A 22,830-nucleotide genomic window follows, 5' to 3' on the forward strand; every position below is an offset into this window, starting at 1 on the left:
AACTGTCCTGTCATTTATGTTATTCTTAAAAATTAAGAATATGGAAAAGCTATATACAGGCTCTGTTACCGCAATTGGCGGAAGAGATGGACACGTTAAATCAAGTGATGGAATTTTAGATTTTGAACTAAGGAAACCAAAAGAACTTGGTGGACAAGGTGGCGCAAGTAATCCTGAACAATTATTTGCTGCTGCTTGGGGTGCTTGTTATTTAGGAGCTTTGGGTAGTGTAGCCGAACGTGATGGTGTTGACGTAAGTGCAGCAAATGTAAATGTTCACGTATCTTTTAATAAGGATGGAAATGCTTTTGTACTTTCTGCAGATTTAGATGTACATATACCTGGTATCTCTCAAGAAGAATCCCAAGCTTTGGCCGATAAAGCACATCGTGCTTGCCCTTACTCAAAAGCAACTAGAGGAAATATTGAGGTAAGAGTTACCGCAGTATAATTCATTTTATCAGACAGAAATATAATTCACAGCTCACTATATTTCTGTCTGGTTATTATTTAAACTAGCACTTCTTTTTTAGTATTTTCTGGTCTGCCATTTTTAAAAGCTTCTCTAGTTTTTAATCCTAGCAATTCAAACATTGCCATATCATCTACAAAAGCAGGATTTGGAGTAGTTAATAACTTATCCCCAGCAAAAATTGAATTAGCTCCCGCCATAAAACAGAATGCTTGTTCTAGTGTACTCATTTCATTTCTTCCAGCACTTAAACGAACAACCGATTTAGGCATCACGATTCTTGCAGTAGCAATCATACGTACCATTTCCCAAATAGAAATACGTGGTTGATTTTCTAAGGGCGTTCCTTTTACTGGCACTAATGCATTAATTGGCACAGATTCTGGATGCTTAGGCATGTTTGCAAGTGTTTGTAACATTGAAACACGATCAGCAACAGTTTCACCTAAACCTACAATACCTCCACTACAAACAGTTAATTTTGCTTTACGTACATTTTTTATTGTATTTAAACGATCATCATATGTACGTGTAGAAATAATTCGTTTATAATCTTCTTCCGAAGTATCTAAATTGTGGTTGTATGCATACAAACCCGCATCGGCCAAACGTTGAGCTTGACTTTCGGTCAGCATACCAAGTGTACAACAAACCTCCATATCTAATTCATTAACCGCTTTAACCATATCAATTACACGATCAAAATCGCGATTATCTCGAACTTCTCTCCATGCTGCACCCATGCATAAACGAGATGCACCCCCTGCTTTAGCTGTTTTTGCAGCATCTACTACTTGATCTACTTTCATTAAAGCTTGTACATCAACATCTGTATGGTAGCGTGCTGCTTGTGGACAATAAGAGCAATCTTCGGCGCATCCGCCAGTTTTTATTGAGATTAACGAACTAATTTGAACCTCATTATAATCTGTATTTTCACGATGAATGCTTGCAGCCTCATATGCTAAATCTAAAAATGGCTTATTATAAATAGCTGTAATTTCTTCTTTAGTCCAATCGTGTTTTAGTGTTTGCATTTAAGTTAAAAGTTATAGGTTGAAAGTTAAATCATGTTACTTATAAAAGTAATTTGCTGGCTAGGCCTAATAAAAGTAAAAAGCCAAAAACATCGGTAAATGTCGTAATAATGATTGAAGATGCAATGGCTGGATCTATTCCTATTCTTTTTAAAACTAACGGAATGCTTGATCCTGTAATACCTGCAATAACCAAGTTCCCTGTCATGGCTAAAAATATTACAAAGCCAAGCATTGGTTTTCCATCAAAAAAATAAGCGAAAATAAATACAATTAATCCAGTTACAGCACCATTAATTAATCCAACAGTAAATTCTTTTAATACTGTTCTATAAGCCTGATTATCTGTTAAATCATTAAGTGAAATCCGTCTAACAGTTACTGCTAAAGCTTGTGTTGCTGCATTACCGCCCATTCCTGCAATAATAACCATGTAAGCAGAAAGTACAGCTAAATGACTTAATGTATTCTCATAATGCCTAACAACGGCTGATGCTAAAAAGGCTGTTCCTAAGTTTATAATTAACCAAGGCAAACGAGATTTTACCGCTTCAATCCAGTTACCACTAAGTTCCTCATCTTCAGATACCCCTGATATTTTTAGAAAATCCTCAGTATTTTCGTCTTCCAGCACATCAATCACATCATCAAAAGTAACACGCCCTAGTAAATGCATTTCATCATTTACAACAGGTATACTTGTTAAATTATATTGTGAAATCAGTTTTGCTACTTCTTCCTGATCAGTTTCCGCCTTAACATAAACTACATCAGCATTAACCATTTCAGTTATTTTAGCATTACCTTTTGCCTTGATAATATCTTTTAAAGAGACAATTCCTTTAAATATATTAGCATCATCAACTACGTTTACGGTATAAAACTCTTCTATTTCTTCGCTCTGACGAATAATTTCATCAATTGCATCTTTTTTAGTAAGATTTAGATTTATCCTAATAACCTCCGTATTCATTAAACCACCGGCGGTTTTCTCGTCGTAACTTAATAAATTACGAATGCTCGATGCATCATCCTCACTTAAATCTTCTAAAATTTCTTTTTGCTCGTGTTCCTCTAATTGAGAAATGATATCCGTTGCATCATCGTAATCGAGTTCTTCAACAATTTCGGTACGTTTATCAGGATGTAATTGTAAGAGCAATTCCTCTGGGTGCGCTTCCTCGTGCATCTCTGCAATTACTTCCGAAGCGGTTTCTACATCTAATAAATTGATAATCCGATGCTGATCATCACTGCTAATGCTCTCAAATAAAATAGCGATTTCAGACGCGTGATATTCCGCTAATGTAGCTTTAAGCAGTTCATTATCACCACTTATTGCTTGCTTTAGCTTAGAAACGTCTGTTTTATCTAAATCAAATGATTGCATAGGATGCTAAGATAGAAATAATTTAGCTTTGAAATGGCATCAACAATGCTTTAAACTCATGTTTAATACCAGAATTTAGATTTTTTTCTGTGCATGCTATTGATTAAAAAGATATAGTCTATTTTCTAAATTTTTATTGCTTTTTGTACACCTTTTTGTCATCTCCTTTATTGGGTAAAACCGTTGCTAATTTGATGGTATCTACTCCATAACGAGAACGCATTTTATCCATGCTCTGATAAAGATTATACATCTTTTCCGATGGACCATATAGTGCAATTTGCTCATGCCCACTTACTAAATGCGATAACTTTACCCCTACCAAGCGTAATAACATTCGTTTTTGATAAACTTGATCGAACAATTGTTTTGCTTTGAGGATTAAGACAGAATCGAGTGATGTATAAGGAATTTTAGCCTGTTGGGTAACGGTTTCAAAATTAGCATAGCGGATAGTTACAGTAATACATGCTGTTAATTTTTGTTTTTGGCGAAGTTCAAAAGCTAACTTGGTAATCATGTCAGTAAGAATGATTTTTATACCCGCAATATCCATACTATCACTATCGAAAGTTGTCTGCTTACCGATAGATTTTTGCTCTCGATAGGGTATTACAGGTGAATTATCTACTCCATTAGCTTTTTGCCATAAACTAAGTCCATTTTGCCCTAAAATTTTAAACATTAAATCTTGTGGAATTTGAGTTAAAGTGTGAATTTTTCTTACACCCATTTCACTAAGTTTTATAAAAGTAGAATCGCCTAAGCCAGGGATTTTTTTGATGGAAAGTGGATTTAAAAACGATTGTACTTCTGGTTTTTGTATTTGTTTTTCGCCATTTGGCTTATATTCATTTGTAACCATTTTAGAAACCGTTTTATTAATAGATAAACCAAAAGAAATTGGTAATCCTATTTGATGCAACACAGATTGACGTAATTCTTGGGCAAATTTCATGCAACCAAAAAACCGATCCATCCCAGTCATATCTATATAATGTTCGTCTATACTTGCTTTTTCTAGAAGCGGTACTTTTTCCTGAAGTAATTCGGTTATCTGATGGGAGTACTTACTGTAATCTTCCATACTACCCTTCACAAAAATTGCATGTGGACAAAGTTGGCGAGCCAAACGGCTTGGCATTGCCGAATGAACTCCAAATTTACGAGCTTCATAACTACAGGAGGCTACAACTCCTCTGTCTGATAAACCGCCAATAATTACAGGCAGTCCGGCTAACTTACTATTTTTAAGAATTTCTACAGATACAAAAAATGCATCTTGATCCATATGGATGATATGTTTATCGCTAAATTCCATAAATTACAAACAAATATAATACTAATATAATTAGTATTAAAAAATAATTATTTAGTTATTAACTAAATTTATTAGTTTGTAATTTGCTGAAATATTTGATAATTCTAAATCCAGTCTATTCCTTTTTTAAGGAAATTTTGGGTATTTTCTTCTTCACTATTCGCTATAATTTGAGGATTATAATTCCATTTAGCGGTTGGTGGTAAACTCATTAAAATACTTTCAATCCGACCATTGGTTTCTAGTCCGAATTTAGTTCCTGCATCATAAACTAAATTAAATTCGGCATAACGACTTCTGCGTAGGTATTGCCATTCTTTTTGCTGTTCAGTATAGTTCTTGTCGCGATTGCGATCTATTAATTCCGAATAAACTGGTAAAAATGTATTTCCAATAGCTAATGAAAAATCTAATATTTGATTAAAATCTAAACCAGTATTTTCTGGTTTTAATCTGTCGTAAAAAATACCACCTACACCTCTTGTTTCTTCACGATGTTTGATGAAAAAATAATCATCAGCAGTTGCCTTAAATTTTGGATAAAAAGAGGTATCGAAACTATCGCAGGATTGTTTTAAGCGATGATGAAAAAAACGTGCATCTGTGGGAATAACATAATGAGGTGTAAGATCTATACCACCACCAAACCAACGTGTTTGTTCATCCATTTCAAAATACCTGATATTCATGTGTATAATTGGTACAAATGGATTTTCTGGATGCATAACTATAGAAACGCCAGTGGCGAAAAAGTCATCACTATCTACTTTAAAAGCTTTTTTAACTGATTCAGGAAGTTTACCATGCACAGCAGAAAAATTTACACCACCTTTCTCTATTACATTTCCGTTTTGCATTACACGAGTCCTACCACCACCCCCACCATCACGTTGCCAAAGTTCTTCTTCAAATTTTGCTTTTCCGTCGGCTTGAACCAAACCTTCACAAATACTATCTTGTATGTTTTGATATGCGGCTGCTACTTCGTCCCTAAACATTATCTTCTAAATTAGATATCAAAGTTAAGGCTATTAATAGCGAATGTTAACTGAAAGTTTAGATAGTACATTTTTTTGACATACCTAATGGGTAACTTCATACAGCTAAAAACTAAATAAAACTGAGAATTTTATACCTCAACATAATCCAAATCTTTGTGAAAGGTTTCTTTTAGTTGACTTAAAGCTAGTAGAGCGATGATTACGCAAACAAAACCTACAATTAGTGCACTTTGCAAAATTCCAACTTCACCTTTTAAAAACTGAAAAGAAAGTGTAACTGCAATTACAGAACCTCGAATAAAATTGGGAACCGTAGTAGTTACAGTAGCTCTTAGATTAGTTCCAAATTGCTCGGATGCAATAGTTACAAATGTAGCCCAATAACCAGATGCAAAGCCCAAAAATAAGCTCAACCAAATAAATGTTTCAGGAGTTAATCCTTTAGCATTTAAATACACAACAATTGAGACTGCTGTTAGTAGCAAAAATATAAGCATTACTTTTTTGCGAGAATTTAATAGTTGGCATAAAAACCCTGCAACAACATCTCCTGTGGCAATACCTATATAACAATACATTACGCCTTTGCCGGCATTTAAAATACCTGTAGCACCTAAAGCCTTACCAAATTCTGGAGAAAAAGTAATTAACACACCTACCACAAACCAAAGCGGTAAGCCTATTAAAATACAGCATAGATATTTTTTAAAACGACCGGCATTGTTAAAAAGCATCCACATATTTCCACGCTGAACTGTTGTTTCTTTTACATCCTTAAATAATCCAGATTCGACTAAACCTACACGTAAAAATAACAAAACTAAGCCCATGCCTCCACCGATTAAATAACTGGTTTGCCAAGTGTAATGTCCGCCAATTAATGCAGCGGCAACAGCACCAAATAAACCAACTCCCGCAACAATCATAGTCCCATATCCCCTATTTTCCTTTCCCATGCTTTCAGTAACTAATGTGATTCCTGCACCCAATTCGCCGGCTAAACCTACGCCCGCTATAAAACGCACAATAGTATAAGCGTTAACAGAACTTACAAATGCATTGGCAATATTAGCAATGGAATACAATATAATAGAACCAAATAGCACACTCAATCTTCCTTTTTTATCGCCCAAAATACCCCAAAGTACACCGCCAATTAGCATTCCAAACATTTGACTATTTATGATGTGTGTACCAATATTTAGCATGTCATCATCGGCTACGCCTAATTCTTTCAGACTTTTAACTCTAACAACTGAAAAAAGAATAAGATCATAAATGTCAACAAAATAGCCTAATGCGGCTACAATAACGATCAGCGTAATGTTTCGCTTATTTGAAACGTTCATATATAAGGGTTTGGAGCGATTAAACTACAAAAAAATATATTAAATAAAAAAGCCCTTTCTACAATATAGAAAAGGCTTTAAAAATTAATTATTTAAACGAAAGTCTTATTTTGGCATTAAAACACCATCAATAACGTAAGTTACTCCATTACTCGAAATTACATCTGGAATAGTAATGTTAACACCATTAACCATCCATTTACCATCTTTCATAGAGATTTTAAGTTTCTGACCTTGAACAGTTGTTAATTCCATACCATCTTTTAAATCTGAAGATTTTAAAGCTCCAGAAACAACATGATAAGTAAGAATTTTAGTTAAATCAGCCTTCATAGCTGGTTTCATTAAATCGCTTAAAGTAGCTGCAGGTACTTTAGCAAAAGCTTCATTAGTTGGTGCAAATACTGTAAAAGGACCAGCTCCACTTAATGTTTCCACTAATCCCGCTTGTTTAACAGCAGCAACCAAAGTTGTGTGATCATTTGAACCCATTGCATTTTCTACAATGTTTTTAGAAGGAACCATCATTGCTCCACCTACTTCTACACCAGCTTCTTTACTCGTCATAGAGGTGTCCGCCATTGCGGTATCCATAGCAGCGCTATCACCAGTTGAAGAATCTGTTTTAGTAGAGTTACAAGCAGTTGCCATAGCTAAAAATGCTATACCCATTGCTACACTTAAGAATTGCTTTTTCATAAAATTTTATTTTTTGTTTTTAAGTTTTATACCCTACATACGAAACGAATTGCAGAGTGGTTTTTAAAGCAAAAAATAAATTATGAATTAGTTGTCGTGATGTACTTTTAGTTTATCTATTAATTCTGGTGAGATGTTTTCCGAATACGCACCATACGCATCAATTAAAACACCTTTCAAATTGCCAACTGGTGATGAAATGGCATAAATAACGGCGCTATCTCCAGGATCGGTCATACCTTCAAAACGATAAAATTCATCTATTTCAAACTCTTCTGGCATTAATTGAAGATCTAAAGATTTACATTCAATACAATCTTGGGCCAATGTGAAATCGTATTCGTAGCCTCTTTTTTCTAAATCTGCTACAGCGGCGGTAAGTGTGTCGTAAATATGCATACCACCAAATTACCAATATTTTTTAATAACCTTATAAATAAATAACCCTTAAAAGTACGTCTACTATTAAGGGTTTCATTTACTTAAACATAGGTAGTCTTATGTTTTTTTCACGTAAATATTCCCACCATCCAGTGAGTTTAATTAATTAACTATTAAGCTAACGCCTTGGTAATTAAAATGTTTTATCTAATTATAGAGTATTCTTACAAGTTTTATTTTTTTATTCAAACACAAAATTGGATGATTATCAGAGATAAGCTTTTAAAGCTCAATTCTATTTCTGATATTTAAGACATCATGATAGTTTCTGAAAAAACCCTTAAATGGGCGATGTGTTTATATCCTCCTTTATTGTTTCAGCGCATTTGGGTTAAAAAATTTCATACTGATTTTAGAGGTGTCGATGTTAAAATTAGCAACAGTTTTTTAAATAGAAACTATAATGGTTCTATTTTTGGCGGCTCTATTTATGCGGCAACTGATCCATTTTATGCTATTTTATTTGATCAGTTAATGCAACGCAGAGGTTTTAAAGTGCGAGTTTGGCTAAAAAGTGCATCTATTCAATATCTTAAACCTGGTTTAACTACTTTATATTTTACCTTAAAAATTACTGATGAAATGATTGCTGAAGCTGAAACTTCTTTAACTGAGACAGGTAAATTTGTGAAATCGTACCCAATGGAGTTATTTAACAAACAAGGAGAATTGTGTGCTACAGTGATGAATGAAATCTATTTGAGAAATAAATTTCCAGGGGAAAAACAGAGAGTTGCTATATAATTTAACGCTGAATTATGAATATCAAAAGACTAATTCTAGAAGGTGAAAATGTAAGCTTAGACTTTAAAAAAACTATTAGCAACAACGAAAAAATAGCTAAAACATTAGTTGCCTTTGCAAATAATAGAGGTGGAAAATTATTGATTGGCGTAGCTGATGACGGAAGCATTAAAGGCGTAAAGTCTGAGGATGAAGAGAAATACATGATTACCAAATCGGCACATTTATTTTGCAAACCTGCCATAGAACCAAAGTTTGAAGAAATATATGTTGACGATAAACTTGTCTTAGTAGTTGATATTCCTAAAAGTGATACTAAGCCACATTATGCGTTAGATGAAAATAAAAAATGGTGGGTTTATTTTAGAGTTAAAGACAAAAGTGTGCTAGCCAGTAAGATTATTGTTGATGTTTTAAAAGAAGGTAACCAAGAAACTGGACAACTCATCTCCTATTCAGAGTACGAAAAAAAACTATTGAATTACCTAGAAGTACATGGTCGCATTACCTTAAAAGAATATAGTAAGTTAACCAGGAGCGCTTATAAAAAGGCTCAAAAAATTATTGTAAGCTTAATTCTCACTGGTGTAATCTTACCACATACTTCAGAAAAAGAAGAATATTTTACAGCTGCAGATGTAAAATAAAATCTGCTATTTCGAGATAAAAATGCGAATTTGCAAGTCTTATGCTAAAAGCACTATACACAAAATATAAACCTTACTATAAAGAAAATCTTATTCTAGCTAGTCCCATTGTAGTTTCTCAAATTGGACACATGGCTGTGCATATCGCAGACAGTGTAATTGTTGGTCAATTTGCAGGCACAGTTCAGTTAGCAGCAGTATCTTTAGTAAATAGTCTTTTCACTATAATCATGGTTTTAGGACTTGGCTTATCTTATGGTTTAACACCGTTAATTGCCAAGCAAAATGGCGGTAAAAATTACAGTGAATGTGGTCGACTGCTTTCTAATAGCTTGTTAATAAATATTATATCAGGGATTCTTCTTTACCTTTTATTACACTTTGGCACTCTATCTATTATCGGTCATTTAGGTCAATCACCTGAAGTTGTAGCTTATGCAAAACCATATTTGGGTCTACTTGCTTTCTCAATTATTCCTTTAATGATATTTCAAACCTTTAAACAATTTGCAGAAGGATTAGGATTTACCATGCAAGCCATGATGATTTCCATTTTTGGAAACATTTTAAACATCATCCTAGGAATTATTTTCGTTAGGGGGATGTTTGGAATTGAACCAATGGGTGTAAAAGGTGTTGGTTTAAGCACATTAATTGATCGTACATTAATGGCTTTGGTGATGGGGATTTATGTTATGCGATCAAAAAACTTTAAAGTTTACCTTGAACATTTTAAATTGTACGCAATCGATAAAATTAGAAGTGCACAAATTATAAGGATCGGAGCACCGGTTGCCATGCAATATATTTTTGAAATTAGTGCTTTTAGTGGTGCTGCTATAATTATTGGTACTATTGGTGCTGCACCACAAGCTGCACATCAAATTGCAATTACTTTGGCCGCATTAACATATATGGTAGCGAGCGGAATTGCCTCTGCTGCTACAATAAAAACAGGAAACTATTTGGGCCAAAAGAATTTTACAGATCTTCGTCGTTCTGCAATAGCTAGTTATCATGTAGTAATTGCATTTATGAGTTGTACAGCACTATTATTTGTACTAGCAAATACGCTATTACCTTATTTGTATACTACTGACTTAAAGGTAATTGAAATTGCTGCACAATTATTAATTATAGCAGGATTTTTTCAATTATTTGATGGCACACAAGTAGTTGGCTTAGGCGTTTTACGTGGAATAGGTGATGTTAATATGCCAACTTTTATTACTTTTTTATCCTACTGGATTATTGGAATCCCATTAGGTTATTTTTTAGGTTTTCATTTAGATATGGGTGTAAAAGGGATTTGGTACGGCTTAACTTTTGGACTTTTAACAGCATCAATTTTACTCTTCTTTAGATTTCAACATAGAACAAGATTATTAATTCAAACTTCATTTAATTAATTAGATTTATTTTTATATTTAGCTATATGAAAAAACGCGTCTTGGTTGTTGAAAGCAATAAGGATATTTTAGAATTAATTTCAATAGTATTGGAAGAAGCTGGCTATAAAATTAGCCTCTATAGAAGTGAGAAAGATATATTTGAGCACATTGTGGAATTTAAACCCGATGCTATATTACTTGATATTGTTAAACCTACATTAGAGGGAACTGAACTTTGCCGTAGAATAAAAGAAGCTGAAGGAACTAATCATATTCCTGTAATAGTGTTGTCAACCCATCCTCAAATTGAACGAGTGAAAGAGGTTTGTGCCGATGAAGTGGTGCCAAAACCATTTGATATTGATACCTTATTAGAAACCCTAAACGATCAGTTGGGAAATAATAGTTAATCCCTTCTAAACATTTTTCACAAATCTTTATCTTAATATTTCAAATTCGAATAGCTTTTAAGAATACGACAAACATCGAGTGATGTTTAATGTTATTGAGTTAATATTAATAAAACTCAAATGGCTGCCTTTGCTCTTTCCGTAAATAAATCAATTACTACAAAAGAATTAAACTCTACGGAAGTTGACCTAGTTAATGGGCTTAAAACAGGTGATAAACAAGCAGTTGCTCAACTATATAAAATGTATTCTGGTTCCCTTTTGGGAATAATTACTCGCATTGTTAAGTTTGATGAGATAGCAGAAGATATTCTACAAGATACTTTTATAAAAGTATGGAAGTCGATTGACCAATACGATGCTTCCAAAGGAAGATTATTTACTTGGTTAGCAAATTTGGCTAAAAATACTGCGATAGATCATTTAAGGAGCAAAAGTTGTACAAATTCAAGTAAAACTGATAATTTAAATGAAATACCAATAGTTACACTAGACAGACGAAACTACACTCAATTTAACACAGAAACAATAGGTATAAAACAATTAATTCAACAGTTGAAACCTGAACAAAAGAATATTTTAGATTTGGTTTATTTTGAAGGATACACACATGCCGAGGTGTCCGAAAAATTAAATATTCCTTTAGGTACGGTAAAAACTAAAATCAGACTATCTATACTAGCTTTAAGAAGATCCTTTAATGAAACAATTCCAATCTTAAAAGCTTTAATCAATTAGATGTGTTTCTCGTCGTGTTTATCAGGCTTTACTTCTTTCTGATTAAATTCGTGTTCTAATTCTTTTTGGTCTTTTTTATTGCGTTTTATAATAAAATAAACAAAGGCCAAAATCGCTACGACTACAATAGCTATGATTACGGTATTTATTTTCATTGTAAATCGATTAGATTTTTACTTTATCAAAAATACATCAGGTTTGTTTCGCTAAAATTAACTCAATATTAAATTTTAGTAGGTGGAAAAAGTGTGGGCTGATGATAATCGTACCTTGTTCTAGGCTTAGTTTCTGAAAAATTAGAAAAGGAAACGCCTAAAAGCCTAATTTTTTTACCGCCTAAATCCAAATGATCCAATAACTTTTGAGCAGTTTCTAAAACCTGATTTAATTCTGTAACTGGACTTGTAAAAGACGTACTCCTAGTTATTATCTTAAAATCTTCGAATTTAACTTTTAGGGTTAAAGTTCGTCCGTAAATTTCATAATGTTGCACACGTTTAAAAGCGGATTTAGCTATTTGAATTAACCAATCATTAAGCTCCTCTCCTTTATCCAAATCGTAAGAAAAAGTATCTTCAGCGCTAATTGATTTTGTTTCCTGATGAGGCTGTACTGCCCTATTATCGATACCTCTTACAATATTATAAAAAAACTTACCAGTTTTACCGAATAACTGCACCAAGCGTTGTTGTGATAATTCTTTTAAATCAGCACCTGTATGCAATCCTTGTCTCTTCATTTTCTCAGCAGTGACTTTACCTACACCAAAAAACTTTTCTACAGGCAGTTGCTCCATAAATTTCTCTAATCGTGATGGACCTATAAAAGTCAAACCATCAGGTTTATTCATGTCGGAAGCGATTTTTGCAGCAAACTTATTAATTGAAACTCCTGCAGAAGCAGTTAAATTCAATTCATCTTTAATAGCCTGCTTAATTTGTTCAGCAATAGCTATCGCAGATCCAATATTTAGTTTATCTAAGGTAACATCTAAGTAAGCTTCATCTAGGGAAAGTGGTTCAATTAAATCCGTATAACGACTAAATATTTCCCTTATTTTTTGAGATACCTCTTTATAAGCAGCAAATCTGGGTCTAACAAATATTGCGTATGGACAAAGTTGTTGTGCTTTTTTTGAAGTCATAGCGGAGTGGATGCCAAATTTTCGAGCTTCATAACTTGCCGTTGCAACTACTCCACCTCTACCTTCTGGAGAACCGCCAACCACCAATGGTTTACCTCGATATTCTGGAAAATCTCTTTGTTCTACAGACGCATAAAACGCGTCCATGTCAATATGAATAATTTTGCGAACTAGATTTTTGGATTCATTTTCCATTTACTGCAAAACATATTGTTCGTATGCTCTATCGCTCCAAAACAGATAATTTTTATCTTGATATTTTGTGCCGTTAAATATCAGCTGGATAAAGCCGTTTTTCTCCACTAAAACAGTATGATAAATTTTGGTTTCTGGATTTTTTATGAGAGAAAATGCAATTGAATGATTTTTATTGAACCAATTCATTCTGTCCAACAAATCGTATTTTTTCAATTTAAAATCACTTTGTAAATCTTTCGCCATTAATTGGCTTCTATACCAAGTTCCGCCAGTTGGCGATACCAAAGGTTTACCATTATAAACTACTACGCTATCATTGTAAGCAATAACTTGCAAAGATTTATTTTTTGTATTTAACCAGTTTTTAAGCTTCGCTTGATGTTTTTCTGCTTCATACCCATATGTTGCGTCTAAAAATCCAATACGTTCTATATAAGCTGGTATTTCAACTTGAGAATTGATATAACCAAAAATAAAACTTCCACCACCGCTGTGGCTACTTAATGTAATTTTAGGTCGATAATCTTTATAACGTTTTACTAAATCCTCAATCAATTTACCTATTCGCTCATCTCCACTTAAAAACTTTTTTCTCCAAGCGGGCCAACTTTTTAATTCGTTTTCTAGGTAAACAACGATGTAATTTGTGTTTTGATCGGCATTACGGATAAATGCGGTTTGTGCACCAATATGTTGTATATCAAAATGCCAATCATCACCATTGGATAATTTTTTACCAAAAGTTTGTGCAGTTGTATTGCCATTTGGTAAAGCAAAAACGATAAGTTTTGTTGTTTTTTTTGGATTTAACTGAGCAGGCTCGTCGAAGGTTAAGGTGACACCGCTATCAATTTTTACCTTTTTTAAAGAATTGAAATATTCATTAAAAGTAGCTTGAGCTTTTAAATCCGTTTTAAAAATAATTACGCAAAAGATTAATAACCACCATCTCATGCTAACAAATTTACAATAACTTCTTATTGTTTTTTAGGAGTTCTACCTAAATTTATAACAGCACCAACACTGAATACGGAATTGCCTGCATTTAAAAACTTACGATTTTTTAGACCGAAATTGCTTCCGCTAGTATATTGTAACTGCACTTCATCGCTTAAAATCATTCGAGTGAAGAAAACAGGCTCTAGAAAAATATTTTCTTCATTGGGTTGCTGAATATTATTTCTGAAAAAATCATTCGTTTTAATGAAACTTACCCGCAAAGCGGTACCAAAATTTAAACCGAAGTTTACACCAAATAAACGCAGGTTATCTCTCTTTTTTGAGCTATAGTTTACTTGAATAAACTTCTTATCGTATTTTGCCTCTTGATGATCTGTACTGATTAAAGTTTTATTTTGATCAAACTCTCTAAATACTCTATAACTTTTACCACTTCCAACACCACCATAAATTTCTATTATCCTATTATTATCTGGACCGAAAGTATTAAAATATCCACCTCCAAACTCAACCATTTTATGCTTAACATCTTTTTTAGTGCCATCATTATTCATATATGCACCATTTATCAATACAGCAAAATGATTGCTTATGGCATAGGCCGAATTAAAATTAGCATTCCCTTTTAATGAAATATGTGCACCCGCTGCAATTTCACCTTTTGTAGTTAACATAGGCGTATTAGGTACACTAGGTATATAAATTGATGAACAGCTGCTTAAAAATAAAATAAGCAACACGGGGATAATTCGTGAATATGTAATCATAGATGAATTAATAACAGCTTTTGGATAGCAATTATTATGCTAGCTGGTAAATTTTAATACATCTAACATTCTTTTAAATTCGTTATGAAATGTTGCTTTTAAGTGAATTCGTTGTGCAGTTACAGGATGAATAAAGCTGAGTTCAGATGCATGTAAAAGCATCGTTGTCATTTCAAATTGTTTGGCAAAAAAGCCATTTTGTTTATTGCATCCATGTTTTCTATCGCCAATAATAGGATGAAGAATATGTGCAAAATGTTTACGAAGCTGATGCATTCGTCCTGTCGTTGGGCTTGCTTCTACTAAAGAATAACGTGAAGTTGGATGTTTACCAAAAGGAATTTCTATTTCTGCTCGTTGTAAAGTAATAAACGATGTAAATGCTTCTTGCAGCGTTCCATTTTCCTTTTTTAAGGGATAATTGATATCCAATTGATCTGGAGTATACCCGCGTAAAATTGCTAAGTATTTCTTTTCAACTAAACCTTCTTGAAATTGTTTTTGCATTTCAATTTCAACTTCTTTAGTAAATGCAAAAAGTAAAAGTCCACTTGTTTTTCTATCTAAACGATGTACAGGATTAACATGTTGGCCAATTTGATCTCTTAATAGCTGTAAGGCAAATTCTGTGGCATCATTTGCTATTTTAGAACGGTGTACCAGTAATCCGTGTGGTTTGTTTATGGCAATTAAATATTCGTCTTGATAGACAATTTCTAGCATGTGGCGAAGATAGTCATTAATAAAATAAATCTCTCGCTACGCGGAAGGTATTGCAATGCGCATCTACAATGGTTTTAATAGTTGGAGAATAACCTCCACCCATACTTACTTGAATTGGTATTTGATGTTGAAGACAAGCTTCAAAAACTGCTATATCACGTTGTTTACAACCATTTTTAGTAAGTGCTAGTTTACCTAAATTATCTGTTGCTAATACATCTACTCCTGCTAAATAAAATACAAAATCTGGTTGATGTATTTTAAAAACATTAATTAAGGCCTCTTTTAGCAGATTTAAGTAAATTTCATCTGTTGTGCCATCATCTAATGGAATATCTAAATCTGATTTTTCTTTTCTAAATGGAAAGTTTTTAGCTCCATGCATAGAAAATGTAAAAACCCGCTGTTCATTTTGGAATATTTCTGCAGTTCCATTACCTTGATGAACATCTAAATCGATGATTAAGATACGATTACTTAAATTGTTTGTCAACAAATAGTTTGCTGCAATAGCCTGATCGTTTAATAAGCAAAATCCTTCTCCCCAATTGCTACCTGCATGATGCGTGCCACCAGCTATGTTGAATGCTACTCCATTTTGTTGAGCATATAAAGCTCCATCAATAGTTCCTTGTGCAATTCTAATTTCTCGTTATATTAATTGAGCATTTAACGGAAACCCTATTCTTCGTTGTTCTTTTGTAGGTAAAGTACCATTCTTGAGTTGCAACCAATAGTCTTTGTCATGTGTAGTTAGAATGTTTTCTTCTGAAGTAGGTTCTGGTTCAAATAAATTTTCTTGTTGAATAGTTCCTTCGTGAAGTAATTGACCTGGTATTAATTCGTACTTAAGCATAGGAAATCGATGTCCTTCTGGTAAAGGATGTGCGTATAAAGGATGATAGGCAATTTTAAGCATCTTGAAATCAACTCAAAATTTCATTAACATGTTTTTCGATATTATTGCAAATTTCATCTACCGGTAAATCGTTCGCATCTGTATTAAAAGGATTTTCAATTTCTTCTGCAATCAATTCCAAACTTGCTAACACATAGAGAATAAAGGGTACAATAGGAATAACGAAATAACCTAAACTAAATACCCATCCAATAGGTAACGTAAGTACATAAATAAAAATGAATTTCTTGATAAAAGCGCTATAAGAATAAGGGATTGGTGTATTTCTAATTCTTTCGCAACCTCCACAAATATCAGTAAACTGACTTGTATCAGCATTTAAAGTAATTAATTGTTCTTGAGATATTTTATGGTTTGTTTGTAAATCATAAATTCTGCTCACAATACTTGTAGCTACTTGATTAGGAATATGTTTACCACCATCAATTTCTATTAAAAAGCTATCTTTTCCGAAATATTGCTTCTCTCTTAAATGCTCCTTTAGTGCAAATGCGTATTTTGGAATAGCATATTTAAAAAACTCTACTTCGGCTGCATCCAAATTTAATGCCTTGATTTTGATGGCTAAATTTCTACTCACATTTGTTAATGCCCCTAACAATTTCCTTCCATCCCACCATCTATCATATGATGTGTTAGTTCTAAATACCAGTAACATGGAAATAACAAATCCTAAAAGATTATGCATCATTCCCACATTCTTAATATAAGTCGTTTCTGCAAGTTTTAAATAGTTGAGCTCTAAATAAGCTATACCAGCAGAAAGAGCAGCCACAGTGAGCATTAAAGGCCATAGTTTTCTAAAGGTATCTGCTTTGTGAATGTGAAATATAAAACTTACCCACTCTTTTGGATTGTAATTTATCATATTATGGATTGGCTGATGGTTAGCAATAAAGATCCAGTTTTATAAACATCTTCAAAACTGTTATACATAGGCACCGGACTCAAACGTATTACATTCGGTTCACGCCAATCGCCAAGTACATTATGTGCTACTAATTCGTCGAAGATTTTTTTTCCATTTGCCTTTGCAATGATAGAAACTTGCGCTCCTCTGTCAGCTTCTGTTTGTGGGGTAATTATTTTATATTGCTCGTCTCCTAGTTCTTTATTTACTTGATTTATAATAAAAAACAAATAGGAAGTTAAAGTTTTACTTTTTGCTCTTAACACATCCATAAATCCTGCTTTTTCGAATAGTTGCAGTGATGCGTGATATAAAGCCATCGGCATTACCTGTGTACAGCTTACCTGCCAACCATCAGCTCCAGCTTCTGGAATAAATCCCTTTTCCATTTTAAAACGTTGTTCTTCATTATAACCCCACCATCCTGCAAAGCGATTCATAGATGTATTAAAATGCTTTTCATGAACAAAAATTCCACTAATTCCTCCTGGTCCAGCATTTTGATATTTATAAGAACACCAACAAGCAAAGTCGACATCCCAATCATGCAATTGTAAAGGTACGTTTCCAGCTGCGTGAGCTAAGTCAAAGCCTACAATTGCACCAGCCTTGTGTCCTGCTTTAGTAATTGCAGGCATATCAAACCACTGCCCAGTAAAGTAATTAATACCTCCAAATAGCACTAAAGCTATTTCTTCTGCATTACCTTCTATTTCTTTTACAATATCTTCTGTTCTTAAGGTGTATTCTCCTTCTCGTGGTTTTACTTCAATTATAGCATCTTTTGGATCAAAACCATGAAAACGAACTTGACTTTCTATTGCATATTGATCTGATGGAAATGCTCCCGCTTCCATTATAATTTTAAAACGTTTAGCTTTTGGTTGATAAAAACTAACCATCAATAAATGAAGATTGACAGTTAAGGTGTTCATTGGGCAAACTTCTGCTGGTTTTGCTCCAACAATTGGTGCCATTAACTTTTTAAGTTCCTTGTGATAAAACATCCATGGAGAATTTCCTTCAAACCAACCCTCAACCCCTAAGTTTTGCCAGTTGTTTAATTGCTTTTCTAAAACCTCACGTGCCACTTTAGGTTGTAGCCCTAAAGAATTACCACATAGGTATATAAATGGTTTTCCATTTTGCTGAGGAAATAGATATTCATTACGCATTTCTCTTAGTGGATCTTGTTGATCTAAGGTTTGAGCAAAGGCTAAATTATTCTCAAAATTCATGGTTCAATAATAACAAAAAAAAGCCTAACCATACGGCTAGACTTTTCAATTTCATATGAGTATTTACTAAAATTTCATTTTCTCATGCTCGCCTAAATCAGGTGTTTCGCCGGTAACTATGGCTTTAAGCATATGAAATGCAATTACCATTTTGCTTGAACTTGAGTCCCAATATTCAGCAACGCTTGGAGTTACTTTTATTAAAATCAAATTAGGGTCATCTGCTCCTTCAGGAAACCATGCTTTAATGGCTGGAGAAAAATAAGCTTCTTTTCTAGTTTGATCATCAACTAATTCGGCCACGCCGTTTACATAAATAAATGTATTATTTGATGGATCGCTGTATCCTAGATTAACTTCATTATCTTTTGAAATTTCCTTAGACTTTGGAGAATATTCATTTGTAAAAAACCAAATAGTTCCATCATCCTCAATCTTTGCAGTGCCCATCGGGCGACTGTGAAAGCCATCGTTAGTGATGGTATTAAACATACAAATTCTTACTTTTTCGGCCATTTCTTGAAGAACGGCAATATTTTTTTCATTTTTCATGTTGATGCTTTTATTAATAAACATCAGCTAAAATGAAATGGTTTTAATTTAACTTAAGAATTCGGTTTACTCACAAATTTATTTCCCTTCACATAAAATCGCCAAGGAAGTAATGCATGATCTTCGGCATAATCTACACCAACCCTTGGTGACGCCACTATTTGATCTTCTTTGAAATGAATTCCATTATCTTCAATCCAAATTTCATCTCCCAGCAAATCTTTGCCATTTAAGTTTTTATCAATCCCTAACGCTTTAGCTAATGCACCAGGCCCTGCAGTAATTCTAGGTTCTAGTTTTTGCATATTTCTACGTTCTAACATAGTTGAAAGTCCTTCATTAGGCTCAATGCCACGAATTAAAACTGCATTTGGATTGTTTTTACTATTGGTTACGACATTAAACAAATGATGAATGCCATAACACAGATATACATAAGAAACACCACCAGCTTCATACATAATTGAAGTCCTTGGTGTAAAACGACCATTGTATGCATGAGAAGCTTTATCAATAATTCCATTATAAGCTTCTGTTTCTACAATTGTTCCACCAGTTAATTTACCATTAATTAAAGTAAATAATTGCTTACCTAAAAGCTGAACTGCAAGATCAATTACATCTTCTTGTTGGTAAAAAGAATAGGGTAATTTAGGCATGTATTAAATTAACAATTTGATTTAAGTACTTACTATCAATCTCATCGAAATGAGCAAGATATTCACTGTCAACATCTAACACACCTATTATGTTTTTGGCGCTAAAAAATGGCAATACAATTTCTGATTTTGAAGCTGAAGCGCAAGCAATGTGACCAGGAAATTCATCCACGTTTGGAACAACAATAGTTTCTTCTTTTTCCCAAGACGCACCGCAAACACCTTTTCCTTTTTTAATTCTGGTACAAGCAACAGGGCCTTGAAATGGTCCTAAAACTAATTCATCGTTTTTAATTAAGTAAAATCCAACCCAAAACCAGCCAAACTGCTCTTTCAAAGCAGCGCAAACATTAGCTAAATTAGCTATCAAATCTGTTTCGCCATAAAGTAAAGCTTCTATTTGAGGAATAAGCGATAAATACTGTTCTTCTTTAGTTCCAGTTTTGGTTATTGTTAAATCTTCTGCCATTGCATTTTTTATTGAATTACAAAGGTACAAAATCATTAAATAATCTGATTTTATAGCGAAGAATTAACATTCCTATTACTATTCCACATTGTGTTTTTACTTTAAACAAAATACTTAGATTTGACGATTATATGCATTAACACAACAACATGAACAAGAAAATCTTATTAATTACTTTAATCGTTTTAGCTGGATTATTTCAGTTTTCTTACAGTCCACCTGAAGAAGGAATGTTTCCTTTAAGTGAAATACACAAATTAGATTTAAAGAAAGCCGGTTTAAAAATAGATCAAAGCGAAGTATATAATCCTAATGGGATAAGCTTAGTTGATGCATTAGTAAATGTTGGTGGTTGCACAGGCTCTTTTGTTTCTAATTATGGTTTAATTATCACTAACCACCATTGCGCATTTAGTGCTGTACAATTGGCAAGTACACCAGAACATGATTATTTAAATAATGGATTTGTTGCAAATGGTCGTGAACAAGAGATTGAAGCAAAAGGATTAACATGCCGTATTACTGATAGTTATGAAGATGTATCTGATAAAGTTTTAGGCGCAGTTGCTGAAATACAAGATCCAGCAAGCCGATTGCAATTGATTAATAATGCGATGAAAAACATTGCGTTAGAAGCTGAAAAAAAAGATCCAAGCATTAAAGCTGAAGTTTCGGAAATGTTTATTGGAAAAAGCTACGTGTTATTTCGCTATAAAACAATTCAGGATGTACGCTTAGTATATGTTCCTAATCGTAAAATTGGAGAATATGGTGGTGAAACAGACAATTGGGTTTGGCCACGCCACACGGGTGATTTTTCATTCATGAGAGCTTACGTTGGAAAAGATGGTAAACCTGCTAAATATTCAAAAAATAACATTCCGTATACACCAAAAAAATTCTTAAAGGTTAATCCGAACGGGACTAATGAAGAAGATTTTGTATTTATTTTAGGATATCCAGGAAAAACTTTTCGTCACCGTCCTGCAGAATTTATAGAGTACCAGCAAAAATATTTGCTACCGTATGTTTCTGAATTATATGATTTCCAGAACGCTACAATGGAAAATGTAGGTAAAAAAGATAAAACTACCGAACTAAAATTAGCAACTAGAATTAAGAAGAATGCCAATGTAATGAAGAATTATAGAGGTAAGCTAAAAGGAATTAAGGGAATTGATTTGGTTGCACAAAAAAGACAAGAAGATGCAGCTTTAGCACAGTTTATAAATAACAATGTTGATGTAAAAGCGCAATACGGGAACTTAATGACAGATATTGATCAATTATATAAGCAAATAAATGGCGATGTATATCGAGACATGTGGTTAACGCAAATATACACATCCATTAGTTTATTGAATGTTTCAAAACAGATCAATACGTTTAAAACGGAGCTGGAAAGTCAGCCAACAACACAAAAAGAGGTTTATTTTAACTCGAATATAGATAAACTGAAACAAGCAATAAATGTAGTTTATGATTCATTTGATATTGATGTAGATCGCAGAATTTTTAAGAAAATGTTAGCCGACGCAGCGTTATTTACTTCGAATCAAAGAGTCAACGCGGTTGAAAAAATAACAAGTAAAGGCGCTAATAGCAATGCAATGATAGATGATTTTATCAATGATGCATTTGGATTGAGTAAGCTAAAAGACAAAAATTACGTACTAAACAATATTTTAAAATCTAGTAAATCCATTAGTGATTATAATGATGGATTATTATTATTTGAAAAGGATATCACAAAACAAATAGCAGAATTAAAACCAGAAAAAGATCGTAGAGACGGTGTTTTAAATAAATTAATGGGCGATTATGTGAATGTGAAAGAAAAGTTTTTACAAAAAGATTTTATCCCAGATGCAAACAGCACATTAAGACTTACCTATGGCCACGTTCGTGGTTATTCTCCTGCAGATGCAAGTTATATGGCACCATACACCAGCATTAAAGGAATTATAGAAAAAGGTGCAACTGGTAATCCTGAGTTTGGATACCCAACTTTAATTAAAACACTATGGGATGCAAAAGACTTCGGTCCTTTCACTAAAAAAGAGCTAAATGATGTTCCTGTAGCATTTTTATATAACATGGATACAACTGGCGGAAATTCCGGTTCCCCTATTATGAATGCGTATGGCGAATTAATTGGGGTAAATTTTGATCGTGCTTACGAAGCCACAATTAATGATTATGCTTGGAATGAAAGTTATAGCCGTTCAATAGGTGTAGATATACGATATGTACTTTGGGTTGCAGCAAAAATAGATCACGCCGATTTCTTGCTTAAAGAAATGGGAGTAAATCTTTAAATAACTATTTGTCAATATTTCACCCTATTGTGAATAAATAAAATAACATGAGAATACTCGCAGAATTACCACATCCTGAATGTAAAATTACTTTGTTCAATATGAATCAAAAATACATCGTAAAATTTGAGCAGGGTCAGTTGGAACAAAGCTATAAATTATCTGAACTTGACCTTAGCGGAGGGGGAGCAAATGAGATTTTTCAAATCATAGATGAAACATTTATGACTACTGTTATTGAGCGTTTTAAAACCATGAGAGCAGATTTTTCAGCAGCCTATCAGCGTCAGCAGTAATTGTTTATATAAAATGCATAACTAACTGTAAAATAAT

Annotated in this window: 27 protein-coding genes; 8 read left to right on the forward strand and 19 right to left on the reverse strand. The window is 33.3% G+C overall.

Going from position 1 to position 22,830, the window contains the following annotated elements; genetic code table 11:
- The first annotated feature begins 40 nt into the window (after positions 1-40).
- On the forward strand, positions 41-451 hold the full coding sequence (locus tag HQN85_RS03840) for an organic hydroperoxide resistance protein (RefSeq protein ID WP_173269021.1): 411 nt from the start codon (positions 41-43) through the stop codon (positions 449-451).
- 59 nt (positions 452-510) lie between these two features.
- Here the strand turns inward: HQN85_RS03840 and bioB are convergent, their stop codons facing one another.
- The 7 genes from bioB to HQN85_RS03875 form a co-directional block, all read right to left on the reverse strand.
- Positions 511-1,509: a biotin synthase BioB gene (gene bioB / locus HQN85_RS03845; RefSeq protein WP_173269022.1), complete on the reverse strand. Its 999-nt coding sequence runs from the start codon at positions 1,507-1,509 to the stop codon at positions 511-513.
- 40 nt (positions 1,510-1,549) lie between these two features.
- Positions 1,550-2,899 (reverse strand): magnesium transporter, encoded by a 1,350-nt coding sequence (gene mgtE / locus HQN85_RS03850; RefSeq protein WP_173269023.1) that lies wholly within the window; start codon positions 2,897-2,899, stop codon positions 1,550-1,552.
- Positions 2,900-3,032: 133 nt separating this feature from the next.
- Positions 3,033-4,220, reverse strand: a complete 1,188-nt coding sequence (dinB, locus tag HQN85_RS03855; RefSeq protein WP_173269024.1) for a DNA polymerase IV — start codon at positions 4,218-4,220, stop codon at positions 3,033-3,035.
- Positions 4,221-4,324: 104 nt separating this feature from the next.
- Complete coding sequence (hemF, locus tag HQN85_RS03860) at positions 4,325-5,218, reverse strand: oxygen-dependent coproporphyrinogen oxidase (RefSeq protein ID WP_216847216.1); 894 nt, start codon at positions 5,216-5,218, stop codon at positions 4,325-4,327.
- 131 nt (positions 5,219-5,349) lie between these two features.
- Entirely contained in the window at positions 5,350-6,570 is a 1,221-nt protein-coding gene (locus HQN85_RS03865; protein WP_173269025.1) for an MFS transporter, read from the reverse strand.
- A gap of 105 nt (positions 6,571-6,675) precedes the next feature.
- Positions 6,676-7,269 (reverse strand): fasciclin domain-containing protein, encoded by a 594-nt coding sequence (locus tag HQN85_RS03870; protein ID WP_173269026.1) that lies wholly within the window; start codon positions 7,267-7,269, stop codon positions 6,676-6,678.
- Positions 7,270-7,356: 87 nt separating this feature from the next.
- The gene (locus HQN85_RS03875; protein ID WP_173269027.1) at positions 7,357-7,668 is read right to left on the reverse strand and encodes a phosphoribosylpyrophosphate synthetase; all 312 of its coding nucleotides are present in this window, start codon (positions 7,666-7,668) and stop codon (positions 7,357-7,359) included.
- Positions 7,669-7,968: 300 nt separating this feature from the next.
- Here HQN85_RS03875 and HQN85_RS03880 point away from each other — a divergent pair, with 300 nt between their 5' ends.
- From HQN85_RS03880 to HQN85_RS03900, 5 genes are all read left to right on the forward strand, one after another.
- Complete coding sequence (locus HQN85_RS03880) at positions 7,969-8,454, forward strand: PaaI family thioesterase (protein ID WP_173269028.1); 486 nt, start codon at positions 7,969-7,971, stop codon at positions 8,452-8,454.
- A gap of 14 nt (positions 8,455-8,468) precedes the next feature.
- Positions 8,469-9,101, forward strand: coding sequence for an AlbA family DNA-binding domain-containing protein (locus HQN85_RS03885; RefSeq protein ID WP_173269029.1), 633 nt, complete (start codon positions 8,469-8,471; stop codon positions 9,099-9,101).
- Between the two features lie 41 nt (positions 9,102-9,142).
- The gene (locus tag HQN85_RS03890) at positions 9,143-10,510 is read left to right on the forward strand and encodes an MATE family efflux transporter (protein ID WP_173269030.1); all 1,368 of its coding nucleotides are present in this window, start codon (positions 9,143-9,145) and stop codon (positions 10,508-10,510) included.
- 26 nt (positions 10,511-10,536) lie between these two features.
- Positions 10,537-10,902 (forward strand): response regulator, encoded by a 366-nt coding sequence (locus tag HQN85_RS03895; protein WP_173269031.1) that lies wholly within the window; start codon positions 10,537-10,539, stop codon positions 10,900-10,902.
- Between the two features lie 120 nt (positions 10,903-11,022).
- Positions 11,023-11,640, forward strand: a complete 618-nt coding sequence (locus HQN85_RS03900) for an RNA polymerase sigma factor (RefSeq protein ID WP_173269032.1) — start codon at positions 11,023-11,025, stop codon at positions 11,638-11,640.
- Here HQN85_RS03900 and HQN85_RS03905 read toward each other — a convergent pair.
- From HQN85_RS03905 to HQN85_RS03955, 12 genes are all read right to left on the reverse strand, one after another.
- Positions 11,637-11,795 carry a hypothetical protein gene (locus tag HQN85_RS03905; RefSeq protein ID WP_173269033.1) on the reverse strand — a complete coding sequence of 53 codons (159 nt, stop codon included), beginning with the start codon at positions 11,793-11,795 and terminating at the stop codon, positions 11,637-11,639. The genes HQN85_RS03900 and HQN85_RS03905 overlap by 4 nt on opposite strands.
- A gap of 68 nt (positions 11,796-11,863) precedes the next feature.
- Positions 11,864-12,979, reverse strand: coding sequence for a DNA polymerase IV (gene dinB, locus HQN85_RS03910; protein WP_173269034.1), 1,116 nt, complete (start codon positions 12,977-12,979; stop codon positions 11,864-11,866).
- Positions 12,980-13,936: a hypothetical protein gene (locus HQN85_RS03915; RefSeq protein WP_173269035.1), complete on the reverse strand. Its 957-nt coding sequence runs from the start codon at positions 13,934-13,936 to the stop codon at positions 12,980-12,982.
- A gap of 23 nt (positions 13,937-13,959) precedes the next feature.
- Positions 13,960-14,616 carry a hypothetical protein gene (locus HQN85_RS03920; RefSeq protein WP_246249601.1) on the reverse strand — a complete coding sequence of 219 codons (657 nt, stop codon included), beginning with the start codon at positions 14,614-14,616 and terminating at the stop codon, positions 13,960-13,962.
- 132 nt (positions 14,617-14,748) lie between these two features.
- Positions 14,749-15,432, reverse strand: coding sequence for a pseudouridine synthase (locus HQN85_RS03925; protein ID WP_173269037.1), 684 nt, complete (start codon positions 15,430-15,432; stop codon positions 14,749-14,751).
- A gap of 16 nt (positions 15,433-15,448) precedes the next feature.
- Positions 15,449-16,078: a histone deacetylase family protein gene (locus tag HQN85_RS03930; protein WP_317170027.1), complete on the reverse strand. Its 630-nt coding sequence runs from the start codon at positions 16,076-16,078 to the stop codon at positions 15,449-15,451.
- Between the two features lie 6 nt (positions 16,079-16,084).
- Positions 16,085-16,351: a hypothetical protein gene (locus HQN85_RS15855; RefSeq protein ID WP_317170021.1), complete on the reverse strand. Its 267-nt coding sequence runs from the start codon at positions 16,349-16,351 to the stop codon at positions 16,085-16,087.
- A 7-nt stretch (positions 16,352-16,358) separates the two neighbouring features.
- Positions 16,359-17,219 carry a bestrophin family protein gene (locus HQN85_RS03935; RefSeq protein ID WP_173269038.1) on the reverse strand — a complete coding sequence of 287 codons (861 nt, stop codon included), beginning with the start codon at positions 17,217-17,219 and terminating at the stop codon, positions 16,359-16,361.
- Positions 17,216-18,499, reverse strand: a complete 1,284-nt coding sequence (gene kynU, locus HQN85_RS03940) for a kynureninase (RefSeq protein ID WP_173269039.1) — start codon at positions 18,497-18,499, stop codon at positions 17,216-17,218. The genes HQN85_RS03935 and kynU overlap by 4 nt, the downstream gene beginning before the upstream one ends.
- 66 nt (positions 18,500-18,565) lie before the next feature.
- Positions 18,566-19,051 (reverse strand): pyridoxamine 5'-phosphate oxidase family protein, encoded by a 486-nt coding sequence (locus HQN85_RS03945; protein WP_173269040.1) that lies wholly within the window; start codon positions 19,049-19,051, stop codon positions 18,566-18,568.
- Between the two features lie 53 nt (positions 19,052-19,104).
- Positions 19,105-19,710 (reverse strand): DNA-3-methyladenine glycosylase, encoded by a 606-nt coding sequence (locus HQN85_RS03950; protein WP_173269041.1) that lies wholly within the window; start codon positions 19,708-19,710, stop codon positions 19,105-19,107.
- Complete coding sequence (locus HQN85_RS03955; RefSeq protein WP_173269042.1) at positions 19,703-20,179, reverse strand: GAF domain-containing protein; 477 nt, start codon at positions 20,177-20,179, stop codon at positions 19,703-19,705. Before HQN85_RS03955 ends, HQN85_RS03950 begins: the two co-directional genes overlap by 8 nt.
- Before the next feature lie 149 nt (positions 20,180-20,328).
- Between HQN85_RS03955 and HQN85_RS03960 the strand changes: the two genes are divergently transcribed.
- Together HQN85_RS03960 and HQN85_RS03965 are read left to right on the forward strand one after the other, a co-directional pair.
- Positions 20,329-22,497 (forward strand): S46 family peptidase, encoded by a 2,169-nt coding sequence (locus HQN85_RS03960; RefSeq protein WP_173269043.1) that lies wholly within the window; start codon positions 20,329-20,331, stop codon positions 22,495-22,497.
- A gap of 47 nt (positions 22,498-22,544) precedes the next feature.
- A complete protein-coding gene (locus tag HQN85_RS03965; RefSeq protein WP_173269044.1) occupies positions 22,545-22,793 on the forward strand; it encodes a hypothetical protein in 249 nt (82 codons plus the stop codon).
- Positions 22,794-22,830 lie beyond the last annotated feature (37 nt).

The sequence above is a fragment of the Pedobacter boryungensis genome, from assembly GCF_013204825.1.
Lineage (GTDB): Bacteria > Bacteroidota > Bacteroidia > Sphingobacteriales > Sphingobacteriaceae > Pedobacter > Pedobacter boryungensis.